13 protein-coding genes are annotated in these 17046 nt (G+C 45.7%); 9 read left to right on the forward strand and 4 right to left on the reverse strand.

Going from position 1 to position 17046, the window contains the following annotated elements; translation table 11 throughout:
* Nucleotides 1-630 precede the first annotated feature (630 nt).
* Genes A3GG_RS0101180 through A3GG_RS0101220 form a run of 9 tightly spaced genes read left to right on the forward strand, consistent with a single transcriptional unit; the run spans nucleotide 631 to nucleotide 13520 of the window.
* The gene (locus A3GG_RS0101180; protein ID WP_018357506.1) at nucleotides 631-2871 is read left to right on the forward strand and encodes a TonB-dependent receptor family protein; all 2241 of its coding nucleotides are present in this window, start codon (nucleotides 631-633) and stop codon (nucleotides 2869-2871) included.
* 28 nt (nucleotides 2872-2899) lie between these two features.
* The gene (locus A3GG_RS0101185; protein WP_018357507.1) at nucleotides 2900-6274 is read left to right on the forward strand and encodes a SusC/RagA family TonB-linked outer membrane protein; all 3375 of its coding nucleotides are present in this window, start codon (nucleotides 2900-2902) and stop codon (nucleotides 6272-6274) included.
* A gap of 12 nt (nucleotides 6275-6286) precedes the next feature.
* Nucleotides 6287-7798, forward strand: a complete 1512-nt coding sequence (locus tag A3GG_RS0101190; protein ID WP_018357508.1) for a RagB/SusD family nutrient uptake outer membrane protein — start codon at nucleotides 6287-6289, stop codon at nucleotides 7796-7798.
* A gap of 23 nt (nucleotides 7799-7821) precedes the next feature.
* Nucleotides 7822-8817 carry a putative zinc-binding metallopeptidase gene (locus A3GG_RS0101195; RefSeq protein WP_033408105.1) on the forward strand — a complete coding sequence of 332 codons (996 nt, stop codon included), beginning with the start codon at nucleotides 7822-7824 and terminating at the stop codon, nucleotides 8815-8817.
* Complete coding sequence (locus A3GG_RS0101200) at nucleotides 8814-9830, forward strand: DUF4302 domain-containing protein (protein ID WP_018357510.1); 1017 nt, start codon at nucleotides 8814-8816, stop codon at nucleotides 9828-9830. The genes A3GG_RS0101195 and A3GG_RS0101200 overlap by 4 nt, the downstream gene beginning before the upstream one ends.
* 23 nt (nucleotides 9831-9853) lie before the next feature.
* Nucleotides 9854-10501 carry a hypothetical protein gene (locus A3GG_RS0101205; protein WP_033408099.1) on the forward strand — a complete coding sequence of 216 codons (648 nt, stop codon included), beginning with the start codon at nucleotides 9854-9856 and terminating at the stop codon, nucleotides 10499-10501.
* Nucleotides 10502-10525: 24 nt separating this feature from the next.
* The gene (locus tag A3GG_RS0101210; protein ID WP_018357512.1) at nucleotides 10526-11710 is read left to right on the forward strand and encodes a DUF4856 domain-containing protein; all 1185 of its coding nucleotides are present in this window, start codon (nucleotides 10526-10528) and stop codon (nucleotides 11708-11710) included.
* A 6-nt stretch (nucleotides 11711-11716) separates the two neighbouring features.
* Nucleotides 11717-12547, forward strand: a complete 831-nt coding sequence (locus A3GG_RS0101215) for a fibronectin type III domain-containing protein (protein ID WP_018357513.1) — start codon at nucleotides 11717-11719, stop codon at nucleotides 12545-12547.
* A 10-nt stretch (nucleotides 12548-12557) separates the two neighbouring features.
* Nucleotides 12558-13520, forward strand: coding sequence for a hypothetical protein (locus A3GG_RS0101220; protein WP_156808630.1), 963 nt, complete (start codon nucleotides 12558-12560; stop codon nucleotides 13518-13520).
* Nucleotides 13521-13750: 230 nt separating this feature from the next.
* Here the strand turns inward: A3GG_RS0101220 and A3GG_RS0101225 are convergent, their stop codons facing one another.
* The 4 genes from A3GG_RS0101225 to A3GG_RS0101240 form a co-directional block, all read right to left on the reverse strand.
* Nucleotides 13751-14863: a type II toxin-antitoxin system HipA family toxin gene (locus A3GG_RS0101225; RefSeq protein ID WP_018357515.1), complete on the reverse strand. Its 1113-nt coding sequence runs from the start codon at nucleotides 14861-14863 to the stop codon at nucleotides 13751-13753.
* Nucleotides 14850-15164 carry a helix-turn-helix domain-containing protein gene (locus A3GG_RS0101230; RefSeq protein ID WP_018357516.1) on the reverse strand — a complete coding sequence of 105 codons (315 nt, stop codon included), beginning with the start codon at nucleotides 15162-15164 and terminating at the stop codon, nucleotides 14850-14852. The genes A3GG_RS0101225 and A3GG_RS0101230 overlap by 14 nt, the downstream gene beginning before the upstream one ends.
* A gap of 285 nt (nucleotides 15165-15449) precedes the next feature.
* Nucleotides 15450-16397: a thioredoxin-disulfide reductase gene (gene trxB / locus A3GG_RS0101235; RefSeq protein ID WP_018357517.1), complete on the reverse strand. Its 948-nt coding sequence runs from the start codon at nucleotides 16395-16397 to the stop codon at nucleotides 15450-15452.
* A 29-nt stretch (nucleotides 16398-16426) separates the two neighbouring features.
* Nucleotides 16427-17044: a LolA-like protein gene (locus A3GG_RS0101240; RefSeq protein WP_018357518.1), complete on the reverse strand. Its 618-nt coding sequence runs from the start codon at nucleotides 17042-17044 to the stop codon at nucleotides 16427-16429.
* Nucleotides 17045-17046 lie beyond the last annotated feature (2 nt).

Here is a 17046-nt window from a genome sequence, read left to right on the forward strand (position 1 = left end):
TATTTTCTCCCAATATGAGATGAAAAATTGAGCTCCCCCGATTGCAGTCTTGCGATTTGTGCTAATAAATTGTACCTTTGCCATAACAAGTCCTCTATAATTTTTTGTAATATCTATACGAACATAAAGATACAAAAAAATCTGGACATAAGCCCTGTATTCTCCTTGAATACAGGGCTTTAATTATCAATAGCGCCACCTACTAATAATCAGGGGCTAACGCATACTTTGCGGAATCTAGGTAGGAATAAATTTCACTACTCTGGCGAGCCATATGATGTGCGCTAGCTACTAGCATTTGGGTGTATACTATGTGGCATGTAGTAGACCCAAGCTAGGTAACACTCATTTTAACGATTGCTATAGGAATGGGAGTACACAATGAAAGGATCAGAGTGCAAAAATACCTAATTGTAGGTAGAGAATTCCGGTTAAATACCCTAAATGTTGTGATCATTCGAGGCATCCTATTTGGGTATCTTTGCGCTCGATAAATCATAGACTTTTGGCTCGAGATGTGTGTAGTGCCGATTACCACGCGTGTGGTATACTTGAGCGAAGGGTTTAGGTTACTCATTTAAGATTTCAAAACAATAAGCGCTGAGGACTAAGGTTTTCGGACCTACTACAATGAAACGATTGCAGTTATTACTCTCCCTATGTGCTGTGGCTATGGTGCCACACACTCTTCTAGCCCAACACAAGACAGAGGCTGAGCCCGACACCACTTATATGCTCAAAGACTTTGTCGTGGTATCACGACCTCTTCTGGGCAGTAAGTTCCAAGCACGTCATCGTACAGGTTCTGCCTACTTCTTATCTCCAAGAGAGATACAGAAACTGGGCTACACCGATGTGATACGTATGCTACGCTCCGTCCCCGGGGTAAATATGTATGAAGAGGATGGCTATGGCCTTCGCCCTAATATTAGTCTGCGTGGTACCACGGCAGAGCGAAGCGAGCGTGTCTCTATCATGGAGGATGGTGTACTGGCAGCCCCAGCGCCCTACTCTTCGCCTGCCGCCTATTACTTCCCTAATGCAGCGCGTATGCACGCAGTAGAAGTACTCAAGGGTAGTAGCCAAGTGCAGTATGGTCCTTTCACTACTGGTGGGGCTATCAATATGGTCTCTACCCCTATCCCTCAGAGTTTTGGGGGAAAGGTATCGCTATCCTATGGTAGTAATAATACGCTGAAGGGTCATGTAAATATGGGTAATCGCTCTACCCACTTCGGGTATCTTGTAGAATACCTAAGGCACCAATCGGATGGCTATCGACAGTTTGCCAATGGCGACAAACTCGGATTTCACCGCAATGATGTGCTCGCCAAGCTACTCTTTAATACCGATAGAGATTCTGAGGGAATCCAACATGCACTCGAACTAAAGTGGGGGTATGCCGACGAGTACTCGCATGAGAGCTACGTGGGTCTTACAGAGTCCGACTTTGGTCTCACCCCCTATCTCCGCTATCCTGGCTCTAGGATGGATAATATGAAGTCGAGGTACACACAGTCGGTAGCCACCTATCTACTGGAGTTTACGCCTAATCTCAAGGTCACCACACAAGCTTATTACAATACCTTTCACCGTAATTGGTACAAGCTCAATGACGTGCGTGTAGGTGCTTCCAAGGGTGAGAAGCGAGGTATAGACGCTGTCCTTGCCGACCCTGAGACCAATGCCCTCTACTATGATATCCTATCAGGTAGAAGGGATTATGAGGGTGAAGCACTAATGGCACGTGCCAATAATAGGGGCTATAAGTCTAGAGGTATACAGACCCGTGTAGAGTACAACTTTAGTCTGGGGAGTGTATACAACAACCTAGAGGGTGCGGTACGCTTGCATGCCGATGAGGAGGATAGGTTTCAGTGGGATGATGGTTACGCTATCAAGGGCGGAGAGGTATCGTTATTTTATCCAGGGATACCTGGCACCCAGGCCAATAGAGTGACCTCAGCCCGAGCTATTGCAGCCTATATCCTCAATAAAGTAAGATGGGAAAAGCTAACCGTAACAGCCGGTTTGCGATACGAGGATGTGGCGCTACTCAAGAAAGACTATACCTCTGCCGACCTTCGCCGTACAGGAGGGGTACGTATCGAGACCCGCAATAGTGCAAAAGCAATTATCCCAAGCCTTGGTGTGAGCTATGATCCCCTGAAGTGGCTCTCCCTATTTTCAGGCGTGCACAAGGGCTTTGCGCCTCCTAGTGCTGTCCTCTACCAGAAGCCTGAGAGTAGTGTCAATATAGAGGTGGGCACTCGTCTCAATACATCGCTCATAAAGGCCGAGGTTATTGGTTTCTACAATGATTATAGCAATATGTTAGGAAGCGACCTATCGGCCGCCGGTGGACAAGGTACGCTCGAACAGTTTAATGTAGGCGCTGCAGTGGTCAAGGGGGTAGAGGTATTAGTTCAAGCACAATTGATTGGCGAGCGTCACGATCTCCAACTTCCCCTGCAGATCTCCTACACCTACACTGATACCGAGATGAAAAATGAGTTTGAGAGTAGCTCTTGGGGAAGCGTGCACGTGGGCGATGAGATACCCTATATCTATAAGCATGCTCTGAATGTGCAGCTAGGAGCGGAGTACAAGCGTGTGGATGCCACTGTGAGCATGCGCTACAATAGCGATATGCGCACGACCCCTGGGCAAGGTGTCATAGCGCACGCGGAGTGTGTGCCAGCGCATACTATTATTGATGCCTCTCTCAACTGGCGCCCTACCGATAAACTTACAATTTCTCTGAATGCCATCAACCTTGCCAATAAGGTGTATATCACCTCGCGTCACCCCTCGGGCGTACGTGCAGGTCATCCACGAGGTATTTTCGGAGGGTTCACGTACCATTTTTGATAGTATCACAGCCGCAAAAGTATAGAATATGAATAGCTACAAAATGATAAGGAAACTGCTTGCCCTTACAGTCATCATAATGGTCGGGATACTTCCCTCCCTAGCTCAGCAACCGATGAAGGTAAGGGGCGTAGTGTACACGACTGATAAAGCTCCTTTGCCTGGGGCTACAGTAAAGGTGACTAAGGAGCGAGGAGCAGTGACGAATGCGAAGGGGGAGTTCGAGATAATAGCTCAGAAGGGTGAAGTGCTCGAGGTGAGCTTTGTGGGTATGATTACTCAGAAGGTAAGGATAGCTTCTCAGCACATGACCATAATACTCGAGGAGAATACCACCGTGATAGACGAAGTGGTGGTTACGGGGTATCAGAAGATTAAAAATAGAGTGTATACCGGTGCTGCCACTTCTGTAAAACTACAGGATATTAAGCTCGAAGGTGTGAGCGATGTCTCGCGTATGCTGGAGGGGCGTGTGGCAGGGCTTTCTATACAGAATATCTCGGGGTCGTTTGGCTCCGCACCACGCATTAATATCCGAGGTGGAGCCTCTATTATGGGTAACGTGCAACCTTTGTGGGTAATCGATGGTGCGGTATATGAGGACTTAGTATCGCTTACACTAGATCAATTGGCTTCGGGTGATGCTGTGACGCTGATTAGTTCGGCGGTCGCTGGTCTCAATCCCTCCGATATAGAGGATATACAGGTGCTTAAGGACGCTTCAGCGACCTCTATCTATGGAGCCCGTGCACTCAATGGCGTGCTGGTCATTACCACCAAGTCGGGTAGGCGCAATACGCCCAACAGAGTCTCCTATACCTATGAGCTGAGTACTAGGATGATGCCCAAGTACGCACAGTTTGACCTCCTCAATTCCCAAGAGACCATGTCGGTGTATATGGAGATGGAGAAGAAGGGCTACTTTGGCTTTAGTGACGCTCTCTATGGTAGGCGTAGTGGGGTGTACTATCAGATGTACAAGGCACTGAGTACGATTAATCCCGAGACAGGGACCTTCTATTTGCCGAATACGGAGGAGGCGAAGCTGGCATTCTTAAAGGAGCGCGAGTATGCCAATACCGATTGGTTTAGGGAACTATTCACCTACCGTCCTATCCACAGCCATACCGTGAGCTTTACCTCGGGCGGTGAGCACTCTTCGACCTATGCTTCGGTAGGGTTCTATAACGATAAAGGGTGGACGCGTGCCGATGGTGTGCGCAGGCTTACTGCCCACCTCAAGAATGTATTTCACTGGGGTGATAAGGTCAAGACAACCCTATCGGCACAGGGTAATATGCGCCATCAGAAAGCACCAGGCACGATTCCACAAAGGAAGAACGTGGTAATAGGAGCCTTTGAGCGAGATTTCGATATCAACCCCTTCTCCTATGCGGTGGGTACGAGCCGCACACTTTCGCCACGCAATGCCGATGGTTCACTAGCCTACTATCGTAATAATTGGGCGCCATTTAATATCCTCAATGAGTACGACAATAATTATATGCAGACAGATGTCTTGGACTTCAAGGTACAGGGTGAGGTGGAATATACCGTAATGCCCGAACTTAAGCTGACTGCCCTAGGGGTGGTGCGACAGGCGAATACTAGTACCGCGCACTTCATTAAGGAGCGTTCGAATGTAATACAAGCGTTTCGGGCGAATGAGACGCCCGTGGTGGCGCAGCAAAACATCTACCTCCTGAAGGATAAGGACAATCCTTTACTTCAGCCACAAGTGGCACTGTCACACGGTGGTATCTTTAATAAGGTCGAGACTTCGCTAAAGAGCTACTTGGGGCGCTTTGCTGTAGAGTGGGACAAGCGGTATGGGGCACACGATGTGCGAGCTTTCGCCTTTACCGAGGTGCGCTCTACCGATAGGCGCATCAATCCCTTCCAAGGCTATGGCATACAGTATGACAGAGGGAATCAAATCTTTACCGATGCCCGGATCTTCCAGAAGCTGACCAATGAGGGGGAGAGCTACTTCTCTTTGCTCGATACCTATGAGCGCGGGGTCACATTTTCGGGAAGCGCTACCTATGGGTATCAGAATAAGTATATCTTGAATGCCATCCTCAATTACGAGGGATCAAATACGGCAGGGAAGTCTGCTGTATCACGTTGGCTCCCTACTTGGAATATCGGGGCGAAGTGGAATATAGATAGGGAGGAGTTTATGCAGGACTTCACCGCTATATCAGGGCTAGCACTTAGGGCTAGTTATGGTCTTACTGCTAAGATGAACGAGGAGGCAATCAACTCTACAGCGGTGTATAAAAACTTTATTACCAATAGGTACAATATTGGCGATAGAGAGAACGCACTTAGGATATTACACTTGGAGAATAGGGATCTCACTTGGGAGAAGATGTATGAGCTAAATATAGGAGCCGACCTTAAGCTCTTCGGAGGACGAATCAATACCACTATCGATGTGTACCAACGCAATTCGTTTGACCTCATCGACCTAGTACGTACTTCGGGTGTAGGTGGGCAATACTACAAGTATGCCAACTTCGGAGACATGCGCACAAGAGGGGTAGAGCTTATGATTCACTCTAAGAATATAGATACTGAGGACTTCTCTTGGTCTACAAGCCTCACGCTTAGTGCTATGGACCAGAAGATAACCCGTTTGCTCAATACCCCGAATACTTTCGATATGGTATCGGGTGCTGGAAGAGGTAATATAGTAGACTTCCCTAGAGGGTCGCTCTTCTCTTTCAACTTCCAAGGACTCAGCCGAGATGGTCTCCCTACTTTTGACTTCGGTCTGTATCCCTCCAATAAGAGCGAGTATGCCCACGTGCATGGGGCTGACTTCCTCGATGCTCAGTACTCTAAGACCTACCTCATCTATCACGGTTCAGTAGAGCCTAGGTATATCGGTGGGCTTTCCAACACCTTGAGGTATAAGAGTTGGGAACTATCGTTCTTCATCACCATGCAGGCAGGGAATAAGATTAGGCTCAATCCGACCTTCGACCCCTCCTTCGCAGATCTCAATGTATTCTCCAAGTCATACTATGACCGTTGGCTCAATCCAGGCGACGAGCTGAAGACCGATGTGCCTACCCTCCCATCTCAAGACCTGATACGACAGATAGGCACCGAGAATATTGAGCGTGCCTATAACACCTACAACTACTCTCAGGTACGAGTGGCAGACGGGAGCTTTGTACGTATGAAGAATATATCCCTCGGATACACGCTCCCTCATAGTATTACCGAACAGCTGAAGCTACAGAGTGCTGGTCTAAGGGTAAATATGACCAATCCTTTCCTTATCTATGCCGATAAGAAGCTGAAGAACCAAGACCCTGAGTATTACCGTTCTGGAGGGGTCTCTCTGCCTACACCACGGCAGCTGACTATGACATTGAATGTTTCTTTCTAATCCCCTGCAACTATGCCGATAAAGAAGATATTTATTCTGCTAATAGTAACTATAGCACTCAGCTCTTGCCAGAAGTTCTTGAGCCAAAGCCCCAATTCATCGCTGGATGTGGATATAGATAGTGAGGAAAAGATAGCTGAGCTACTGGCTGGTGCGTATCCCGATGCTAGCTACTTTGCTTTTCTAGAGGCGCGGACCGATAATGTGAGCGAACGTGTCCATGGGTCGCACACGAGGCTCAATGAGGCGATGTACTTCTGGGAGGACTATGACCACGAAGACTTGGATACTCCGCTCAACTACTGGAATGCCTGCTATAGAGGTATAGCCCAAGCCAATAAAGCGCTTGAACTACTGGCCAAGTACCCCAAGAGCGATAGGGTGAAGGCGCTGTATGGAGAGGCGTTTCTATTGCGCGCCTACCTACACTTCATGCTCGTAAATATATGGTCGGAGCCCTATAGTCCTGGTAAGTCGAAAACGGCACTTGGCATCCCCTATAGTATACAGCCGGAAAAGCACGCTTTGGTCACGTATAACCGTGGTACGGTAGCGGAGGTCTATGCTCACATAGAACAGGATCTAAAGAGAGGTATTTCGCTGGTTAATGATCAGTATTACCAGCACCCAAAGTTCCACTTCAATAAGAAGGCTGCGTACGCCTTTGCTAGTCGCTTCTATCTGATGAAGGGGGAATGGAAGACAGTAGTCGCCTATGCCAATTATGTATTGGGTTACGACCCAGGTCAAGTCTTGAGGAGCTGGAAAGGGTATGCGGAGAAACTCTCTAACGACCGAGGGCGCTTATATAGGCTCTACACCAGTACTGAAGAGCCTGCAAACCTTCTGATGACTGCTACTGAGTCGAGATGGGCTAGGAGTATAGCCACAGATAAATACGGTATAACTACTCACGGGATGAGATATATTTTCGATAAGAAGGGTATAGAGAGCTGTAACAGCGCAAAGAACCTCAATATGTATCAATCATATCTCTTCAGGCATAGTACTGCTCCAATAAGTGACGGACAGTATGTGGCAAAGTTCGATGAACTATCGATCTATGGTCATGAAGGGAGCAAGCCCAGGGGACTATACGTAACCAATGTGCTTCTAACTACCGATGAGGTGATGCTCAATAGGATGGAAGCGTATGCAATGTTAGGGGAATACGAGCGCTCTATAGATGATCTCTTGGTCTACCTCCGCTCAAAGTTTGGGATAGATCTCACCTGTGGGCGGACGGATTATACCTGGACAGATAGTAAGAACTACGATATCTACACCCCCTTCTATGGCATGACCATCAAGCAACTAGCGCTCATCAAGATTATCACGGATTTCCGCCAGAAGGAGTTCGTACATGAGGGCATGAGGTGGTTCGATATTCGTCGTTTCTATATGCCGGTAAAGCGAGACTCCAAGAGTGCACTATACAGACCGCTACTCAAGGAGGATCCCCGAAAGCTCCTACAAATCCCTGTGGAGGCTATTAATAGGGGGTTAGAGCCTAATATTCGATAAATCTTATGAAACAATATAAAGGTATGATGATAAAGAATAAAAGACTATTAGGGCTCATACTCTTGAGTGCTCTACTCTCTATTTCTTGTACTAGGGATAAGCTCTCAGAGGTGAGTGCCGTGGAGCAGAATAAGGTGCTACGAAGCCATACGGATCTAGATCAATGGATTAAAGAGACGCTTACATTACCATATGGTATAGAGGTGGTTTATCACTGGGATCGAAATGCGGCTGAGGTGGGAAGCTACACTTACCCGCCCAAAGAGGATAAGGTAAGGGAAGTATTAGAGACTGCCAAGAGGCTCTGGATAGACCTTTACAGCCAAGACACCTTTGGTGGCAGTAAGTATTTGTTTGGCAAAGCTCCTATTAAGCTCTATCTGTATGGTGGGAAGAATATAGACTTTTATGGCTTTGAACACCTTGCTAATAGGGCTGCTACTGGTACGGAAATGCACCTCTATAACGTAAATGACTTCGATGCCAAAGATGAAACTAAGGTATACGCACTTATGAGGAGCGTACATCATCAGTTTGCACATCGACTCTCTGAGCTTTTTCCCTATGATAGGGATGTATTCTTATCCATTAGCTCTCATAGATACCACTACTCTACTGCCGACTACTTAGCTAAGGTGCAGAAAAATATTAACACCCGAAATGATATTTGGAAGATTAGCAAATATGCAAATAGGTATGGCTGCATCACACTAAATGCTTTGTTATCTGCACCGGATGATTTTGCGGAAATGGTAAGTGTATCACTTTTGCATACGCCTCGAGAGCTTAAGCAAGCTCTTAAGAATGCCAATACACCCCCTCCCGGATATGATGAAGAAGAAGAGCAGAAGGTTATGGAGGAGGCTAAGCAAGCACACAAAGAGCTGGCAGAGAAACTAGAGTTTGTCAGGAACTATTACTCAAAAAACCTAGGAGTTAATCTGGTGCAGATGCAACGCTCTGCCCATAAGCTAATGAAGTTGTATACATCCAAGGAAGAAAAAGAAAAAGAATCATGAGATATAAGATTAACATAGTATCTGTGTGGCTTGGGGCATTTTGCTTACTCGGCTCCTGTACACAGCAGTCTGTATTCATTGAGACACCAGCAGAGCGTAGTGCGAAGAGCATATCGGATCTTAGATCAGAGTTGGTGGAAGCACCCTATGGTTGGAAGGTAACCTATTTCTCCAATACAGACTCTCTGCTGTTTGCCAATCCGTTGGAAAAGTTTACCAAAAAAGATTATTCGCAGGATTATGGTGTAGGAGGTCACTACTTTTGGATGAAGTTCGACCCCGAAGGGCGTGTAGAGATGCGGTCAGATTTTGATAGCAAATCGGCTACAACATCAAGTGTGTGTGCCTATGAGCTTAAGCAAGTCTCAGGTGTGCAACTTAGTTTTACTTCGTATGGGTACCTCCATCAGCTGGTCAACGACCTCTACCAGGCTTCGTCCGACTTTCTTTTCCGATTCAAGGATATAGATGATCGCTTGGTCTTCGAAACCCCTATGTATAGTACGAAATCGAAGACATTTATTCGGTTTGAACGGGTGACTTCGCCTGAGGAAATGACACATGCGGTAGAGAAATCGGTGGAGAATAGAAACTGCTTTGAAGGGATGCGTTATCCTCAGCTAAGAATTCACAAAGGAGATCGAGAATACTTTGGGAGTAACTATATAATTGCACAAGAGAGCAACTTTAAAAAATGGCTTAAGCAAAGTAAGGATCGACGCTATCGTGTATTCATATACAATGCAAGTTTGGTCGATGTGCAAATCGAACTGACTGGCTTAGGTTCAGGCTATACAGGTACAGATCGAGGACTATCATTTCGACCAGGAATTAGGTATAGTAAAAATGAAGTCTTCTGCGACTTTGAGCGTGTGGGCGATCACTTCGTATGCGAATTAGTACGTATGTATCATCCTAAGACTCGTAGTTGGCGGTACGTGAGCAAGCATTTGGCTCCCGATGGAGAACCTACCGGAATGATTGCTGAGATCTATGATAATAAGCGCGATTGATATAATACATACTACTGAAGGTAATGAAAAAGAGAGACGGTATAATACTACGACGATGGCTACTACTAATGATACTAGTACCAACGTTGTATGCCTGTAATAAGCAGTGCGAAGAGGTGGAGCCTGAGGATTATGATACACTTTTCCCTTTTACTGGGATAGAGGCTCCTGAACAGATGAATGGTAATATCGTAGTGCGCCCTTGCGACCCCGATTTGGCACTAGAAGCCTATACTTACCCTGGGGAGGAGGATAATCTATCGGGAGAAGAGTATACAATAACCATGAGTTGCTCTTTCGAAGAGAGTGATAGGGATGGTAGCAGGACAAAGAAACCTCAATCTAAGTATGTGGTATCATATATCAATGAGCATAAGCAGCTAGTACAAGTCGTATGTGACAAGGGAGAAGACTCCGAGAATAATACTAACGCTCCGAAGATGAAGAATTTTGAAGAGTATCGTGTAACCTTCAAGGTGCGTTCGGGTTTCCCTCTATACCTTTCTGTAACTGGTTCGGGTCCACGAAATTCACATGTAGAGGCGAAGATAGAGGCTGTCTCTAAAGATGAAGTGGTGGAAGTATTGCCATTGGCTGTGCATTTGTACCAGAACGAGGAGGGAATTTATAGGCTGAAGAACCCTTACTGTGAATTTATGATTTTGCCCTAAGGGGGTGTAATGTATTTCAAACAGATGAATAAGAAGATAAGGTATATTCTAGTGCTAGCGGTATGGGTGCTGGCTGGTGCTTGTGGGCACAAAACGGGAGAGGTTGTGGAGAGTGCTTATGTCTTGCCAATTTCTGCTGAGCCTGAGTATCGCTTCGTACGGAATGGACGAAGCAGTGTAGATATTCAGGAGTGTAAGTTGCTTAGTACGCCTATCAATTATATTTATGAGCAGAAGATGCGCTCAGCCCAAATCCAGACTGAAGAGAGCTATACGGATACTAAAAAGTTATTTACTGAAGGAGAGTTTGGTCTCAAACCTCGTTCCGAGCTTGCAGGTTCGGCTTATGCGCAGCCTTTCAGGTCGGAGGTGCAGAGGTATATGGATGAATTGATAGAGACGAGTGCTCAGTTGTCGGGCTATGGAGCTGAGGTCCCCTATAAGCATAGGCTCCAAGAGGCGGAAGTAGGAAAAGGGGGGTATGTGGGAGTGAATATCGGAGATAAGAATATAGCTTTTGTAGGGGAGAAAGGATTGGTAGTCGCCGAGCTTTTCAGATTTGGAGTAATGGGAGCTATTTACTTAGATAAGATACTCAATTTACACCTTGATGATGACCTTCTTGCTAATCATACACTCCAAAGCAATCACGATAATTTGGTATTAGGTGCAGGACATAATTATACTGCTCTAGAGCACCACTGGGATTTGGCTTATGGTTATTACAGGTACTGGAGACCTTGGGCTGAGGGGGAGGGTATCCCTGCCCTCCGAAAGAGTAGTGATAGGATCTTTAGGGCTTTTGTGGAAGGACGTATGCTGATGGAAACGTTCCGCTATGATGATATACGTGAGCAGGCTCGGATTATCAGGGAGGAACTAGGTAGAGTAGTAGTGATTAGGGCTATTCATGCTCTCGTAGGAGCCAATACGATGACGAATCTAAGAGAACGACCTAAGTATGCTTTTCAGCTTCTTTCGCAGGGTTATGGACTGATTTATGCTGCGCAGTTTGTGCGAAAAGCCGATGGTTCTCCACTCTTCAAACGGGAGGAGGTACAGGGGCTCCTAGAAGGGATGCGCTCTGGCAATGGACTATGGGATAAGGAAAGGCTATTGGATAGTGCGGAGCGGGAGGGCTCTTTGCTGTGGGCAGCTACTAACCTAGCGAGCAGGATAGGTGTGACGTTGGATGAAATTAAGAAGTAACGAATTATGAGGATAACATATAAATTATTGGGCTTCCTATCGGTGTTCTCATTCTTGGCAAGCCATAGGGCAGAAGCTCACGCAAATCTTATTGCCAATGAGGGATTTGAGGAGTTCTCCTCTTTTTCTCCTAAGCAGTGGAGTATGCCAAATCAGTTGGCATCAATTCAGAACATTGAGGGGAAGAAGAAAGACATGGAGAAGAGGGTAAATGAGGAGTCCTGCTTTACTGTGTCTGATGCTCTTGGTAGAGGAGAACTATATATCCAGCAAGACACTACGTCTAAGCCACTCTTACCGCCTACCAAGATTATGATTAAAGATTCTGAGATATTCCAGAGAGAAGCACTCATTACTTGGGATGCATCGGGGGATTCTATCAGGTCGTGGGAAGTATGGGTAAAGAATACCACTGATGATGAATACAAGCTCTATAAGGTGGTAAAGGAGAATAAGTGTATGCTGGAACACCTGATTCCCAACACCTCTATTTCACTTAAGGTACGGACTCTATGTGATGGAAAGATGTCGGAGTTTTCTTCGATTGAGACGTTAAAAACTAAGTCTCTTGTTAGAGAACGAACAGATCCTACCCGAACCCCATTTTTGCGTACGATTGAAAAGAGTGGTAAGAGCTCCCGTAGAATCAATGCCTATTTTAATGATATTGCCGCTGATGATGCTGTGATTACTTATACTATAGATGGTAAACCTTTTGAACCAAAGGATAGTTGGATTGTATTTCCTAATAAGGGTACTCATTGGCTCGTAATCATTATAGACGAAAAGGATGGCAATAAGTGGAAGCTCTCTTACAGGGTAAATGTTACTGACTGATATATATAATATGAGACGTATGACTACTAATAGATTTTATCTGTTTGTGCTTTATATGAGTACTCTGCTGATTGCTTTTTCTGCTTGTAAGCATGAGGTGCTGGTGCCAATAACGGACATTAAAATTGGGGGAGATGAGATGCTAAGTGAAATAGCGCTTAATCGTCAAGTGGAGCGTAAGATACTACTCTCGGGAGGCTCTGGGAAGTACAAGGTTAATGTCCATGATTCGCGTATAGCTACGGCGTCTATCAGCAAGGATACGCTAAGGATTAAGGGTATACTAGAGGGTGAAACGTTTGCTACGGTTATCTCGCACGATAAGAAGGCGAAGCTTAAAATCAGTGTTGTAGTACCTACTTTGAGTTTTAGCCATAAGGATATAGAGATTTGTCCTAATGATAGAGCCTTTTTTGTAGGATTGACCGGAGGAGGAGAGAATGTGAAGCTCTCTAAGGTTGATTCTGATGAGGTGCTCTTTATGCGGTGGAACGGGGGTACAGGTATCGTGGAGCTGCATGGTTTGAATGAAGGAGAAGTGGATGTTGTAGCTACAGGAGATACTGGCGAGAGCGCCACTCTTCATGTGCGGATAAAACCTGCGGATAAAATAATTTCTCCAGGGGTATACGGTACTGATCGTAAATACTACAGTAGTAACGAAATATTGAGATGTGTTACTATGGTGGAGAAGGCAGGGTTTGGCGTAACATTGCACAATAGCACCCTTCTTTATGGAGGTACTATCTCCTACCAATTTCAGGCATCATCATTACAAATAACACCTCAAATCTTCGATCCTAAGGAGGGAGATATAATCGAACTTGATATCAAAAACTTTGGGAAACCAACTAAAATAAAGGATAATCACTATCACCTTAAAGTTGAAGAAGTTAGAGAAGAGAGTCAAACAGTGGTGTTGCACCACCCTAGATTCAAAGTGCATATCCCCTACTATAAACGCCAAAGGTAGTCGCCAACCGTTACATATGCTCTCTTTGGGCGTTCTCGCCTAACCCCTTGAACTGCCTTCCTAGAGTACGTGACCATTTAATATATACTAACCCACCAGACTAATATATACTAAATAGATTGACTAGTATATATTAAATTGGTGGATTAGTATATATTAAATGGTCATCTACTTTAGGTAGAAAGGTTGTGAGGGATAGGTCGCTAGTTGGGGTACGAGCGAGACAGCGGTTATCGCACTAGCTTCTTTGCCTTCAATCCCTTTAATAGATTAAGAGCAATGGGTTTTACCTCCTGTATGATGTCCATACAGAGGGCGCTACTCATCTGCACCAATTTCCCTGCTTCTATTAAGTCTTCTTCTGTTGGATTCGACTTATAATTCACAGTGGTAGCATGCTGACCAAGAGGGTTTTCGTGCGTCATATCGTAAGCTGGTGCTAACTTCCATCGTCCCTCCTTAAAGAGAAAAGAGAAGTTTCTGGCGTGATCATCGAAGTTTTCCGCATAGTAGTTAAATACCATTCTTCTGAATTGTTGTTCTACCTCCTTATGATCTTGGGTTATGTATCCAGTAAGAGAGAGAAGCGTTTTGTAGTCCATCTTTGGGGGATTAATGCTTTCATCCAATAGACCACTAGCCGTTACCATGTGAATACGATCTCCATCTGGCGAAATATCGAAACGTTCTACGCCGAAAAAGAGATTCTCAAATAATTTGAAGCGAGGGACTATGATTCCCGCTTCTTTCGCCGCCATATTATATTGGTACTCAATAATTCCAGAATCTATTGAGTCATAGGTATGTCTAAATTTAACTAACCAATTACCATCCTCGTTTTTTATGAGTGCCTTAGGGCGTACTCCTCCCGAGTTTCCGCTTTGTACATAGAGCCACCCTGCTTCTTTATCAGTCTTTTCCGACAGTACATCGAGTGCTTTTCTCTGTAAATCGTCAAGACTCATAAGTTTGTTGGGGATATTTATTTCGTTATTAGGAACGTAGCATAGAGCGCCCATACCCGATGCCCCAACAATACTAAGTCTTTGCAAGGGATCTAATGCTTGGTAGCTTACTCCGTATTTGCTCAGTTCTTTTTGAAGGAGATACTCTCCATATCCTCCGGGCATACTATCTTCAAAAACCCCGAAGTTGCCTCGAAAAGGAAGATAGCTCGCCTCGAACAGATTTGAATTTAAGGGCAGCTTAAGAGGTGAGATAGAGAATCCTTCGGTAATCCACTGTTTGTCATATTGGAAAAGACAGGAATGGTTGGCGCCCATTGTTAGTCGTCCCACCAATCTGTCATGATATAGCACACTTATAACATCAATCTTTTTCATCGGTTCCTCTCTGTCTTTCCTTGTTCTTATTGATTCGTACCATATCGTCGAGACTCTCATACTTTGGCTTGCTCATTACCTCTAAGAGTTCTTGGGCATAACCCAAAGCTCTCCCTATTTTTAGAAAACTCGACAAGGAAATCTCTCCTGTGTGCTCAAAGCGCTGTAGCGTAGCGAGTGGCACTCCACTAATTTGGGAAAGCCTCTTTTGGGACATGTTTTTTTCCAGTCTCCGTGCTCGGCAATCTGCCGAAAGGCTTTTCTGTATATCAGATGCCGATATGGGTTCAAATATATACATGCGTAACTACTAATATACTACTTGTTAAAAATGGAATTGGACTTTAGCAACTAGAATAATATGTATTACAAATGTACTATATTCTTATTGAACAACCAACTTACATAGGATTCCCTTGTTCCCTACTAGCTAGAAGGTAAGACAACTAGGGCTGAATGCCATGACGGAAACCAACCCTAGCTTTTCCTCTATGTGCAGGAAATAACTGAGCCAAGAGAGGTTATTCCACAGGGGAAATGTCTCTCTTGGCTCAGTATTATCTATCTGTGTAATGTGTATTGGCGCTTATAGCGGATTTTCTCCTAGCCAACGCTCTGCCATCATGGCTGCCTTACAGCCACTTGCTGCTGCAGTGATAGCTTGGCGAAAGTGTGGGTCAGCTACGTCACCAGCGGCAAATACACCTGGGATATTGGTATTAGGCATACCGTCCTTGGTGGCGATATAGCCTTGGTTGTCTAGTTCAATCTGACCGTCGAGGAAGCCCACGTTAGGGGTGTGTCCGATAGCTAGGAAGAAGCCGTGTACAGGGATATCGTAGTGGCTCTCGTCTTCCTTGCCTTTGCGCTTGACTAGGTGAACACCCTCTACACCGTTGTCGCCATAGAGACCTTCTGTTTGGTGCTCCCATAGTACCTCTATATTCTCGGCTTTGAGTACGCGCTCCTGCATTACCTTAGAGGCACGAAGCTCGTCGCGACGCACGATTAGGTATACCTTCTTTGCGATAGCGGATAGATATAGAGCCTCTTCGCAAGCGGTGTCGCCGCCTCCTACAACGGCAACATCCTTACCACGGTAGAAGAAGCCATCGCAGGTAGCACACCCGCTTACCCCCATGCCCATGTATTTCTTTTCGTCCTCCAAACCTAGATACTTAGCTCTGGCTCCTGTAGCGATGATAACAGACTCTGCCTCCACGGTATATTCGCCGCCATTGACTTCTACATGGAATGGACGCTTGGAGAAGTCTATCTTTGTAACTTCGCCCACGCGCATATCGGTGCCGAAGCGCTCAGCTTGCTTGCGAATATCAAGCATCATGTGTGAGCCGTTGATTCCCTCTGGGTAGCCTGGGAAGTTTTCTACGTCTGTGGTAGTAGTAAGCTGACCGCCTGGCTGCATACCCTCGATAAGCATCGGAGATAAGCTCGCACGTGAGGCATAAATGGCTGCAGTATATCCTGCAGGGCCAGCTCCAATAATCAGCACCTTTGTCTTTAGATTGTCCATTATTATCAATATGTTTTACTGTTGGTATGTTATCTTAAATCTATAACTGATACACCTGGTAATTTGTTTGCATCGTAGCTAAAGAAGCCTTTGCGCTTCATGGCATCGGTAGTTCCCTTTACGAACTTAGTGACTTTGAGGTGGACGGGGAAGGTCATGCCCCTCTGCTTTAGAGTAAGTGTCTGAGGTTCTCCATCCTTGTGGACTACTAGGGTGAGCCACTCTATCTCCTCGCCCTTTGGGGTCTTGGGGACAGCTTTTATCGTGGTTAGTGCTCCGGACTGGCTCTGGGTAAGGGTAAAGGTCTTACTGGAGATACGCTCGAGGTTCAGGAGCGGGTTTAGCTCTTGTAGATCTTCCTGCACTGGATGTGAGAGGTTGACCTCTCTATTCTGTGCGATATACACCCAGAGATTGCCATCTTGGTGCCACGCCTTTAGCTCTTGGCTCTCGAGATAAAAGGCTTTGCCAAGCGCATAGTAGCTGCCTGTGCTAGAGTCGTCACCGATAGTGAGTTGATAGTCTATCTGTAGTCCCTTAGTGGCATTGAGGTGGGCTTTTGCTTTGTTGAGCATAGTTTCCTGTGCCTGTAGTGGTAATACGACTAAGGCGAGGGCTATCAGCGAGAAGTATTTGCACTGTTTCATAC

The sequence above is a fragment of the Porphyromonas levii DSM 23370 genome (assembly GCF_000379925.1).
Classification (GTDB): Bacteria; Bacteroidota; Bacteroidia; order Bacteroidales; family Porphyromonadaceae; genus Porphyromonas_A; species Porphyromonas_A levii.

What these genes read in the sequence shown, in the direction of transcription:
- A3GG_RS0101180 (WP_018357506.1), top strand. Translation starts at nt 631, where the DNA reads ATGAAACGATTGCAGTTATTACTCTCCCTATGTGCTGTGGCTATGGTG.
- A3GG_RS0101185 (WP_018357507.1), top strand. Translation starts at nt 2,900, where the DNA reads ATGAATAGCTACAAAATGATAAGGAAACTGCTTGCCCTTACAGTCATC.
- A3GG_RS0101190 (WP_018357508.1), top strand. Translation starts at nt 6,287, where the DNA reads ATGCCGATAAAGAAGATATTTATTCTGCTAATAGTAACTATAGCACTC.
- A3GG_RS0101195 (WP_033408105.1), top strand. Translation starts at nt 7,822, where the DNA reads ATGATGATAAAGAATAAAAGACTATTAGGGCTCATACTCTTGAGTGCT.
- A3GG_RS0101200 (WP_018357510.1), top strand. Translation starts at nt 8,814, where the DNA reads ATGAGATATAAGATTAACATAGTATCTGTGTGGCTTGGGGCATTTTGC.
- A3GG_RS0101205 (WP_033408099.1), top strand. Translation starts at nt 9,854, where the DNA reads ATGAAAAAGAGAGACGGTATAATACTACGACGATGGCTACTACTAATG.
- A3GG_RS0101210 (WP_018357512.1), top strand. Translation starts at nt 10,526, where the DNA reads ATGAATAAGAAGATAAGGTATATTCTAGTGCTAGCGGTATGGGTGCTG.
- A3GG_RS0101215 (WP_018357513.1), top strand. Translation starts at nt 11,717, where the DNA reads ATGAGGATAACATATAAATTATTGGGCTTCCTATCGGTGTTCTCATTC.
- A3GG_RS0101220 (WP_156808630.1), top strand. Translation starts at nt 12,558, where the DNA reads ATGAGACGTATGACTACTAATAGATTTTATCTGTTTGTGCTTTATATG.
- A3GG_RS0101225 (WP_018357515.1), bottom strand. Translation starts at nt 14,863, where the DNA reads ATGAAAAAGATTGATGTTATAAGTGTGCTATATCATGACAGATTGGTG.
- A3GG_RS0101230 (WP_018357516.1), bottom strand. Translation starts at nt 15,164, where the DNA reads ATGTATATATTTGAACCCATATCGGCATCTGATATACAGAAAAGCCTT.
- trxB (WP_018357517.1), bottom strand. Translation starts at nt 16,397, where the DNA reads ATGGACAATCTAAAGACAAAGGTGCTGATTATTGGAGCTGGCCCTGCA.
- A3GG_RS0101240 (WP_018357518.1), bottom strand. Translation starts at nt 17,044, where the DNA reads ATGAAACAGTGCAAATACTTCTCGCTGATAGCCCTCGCCTTAGTCGTA.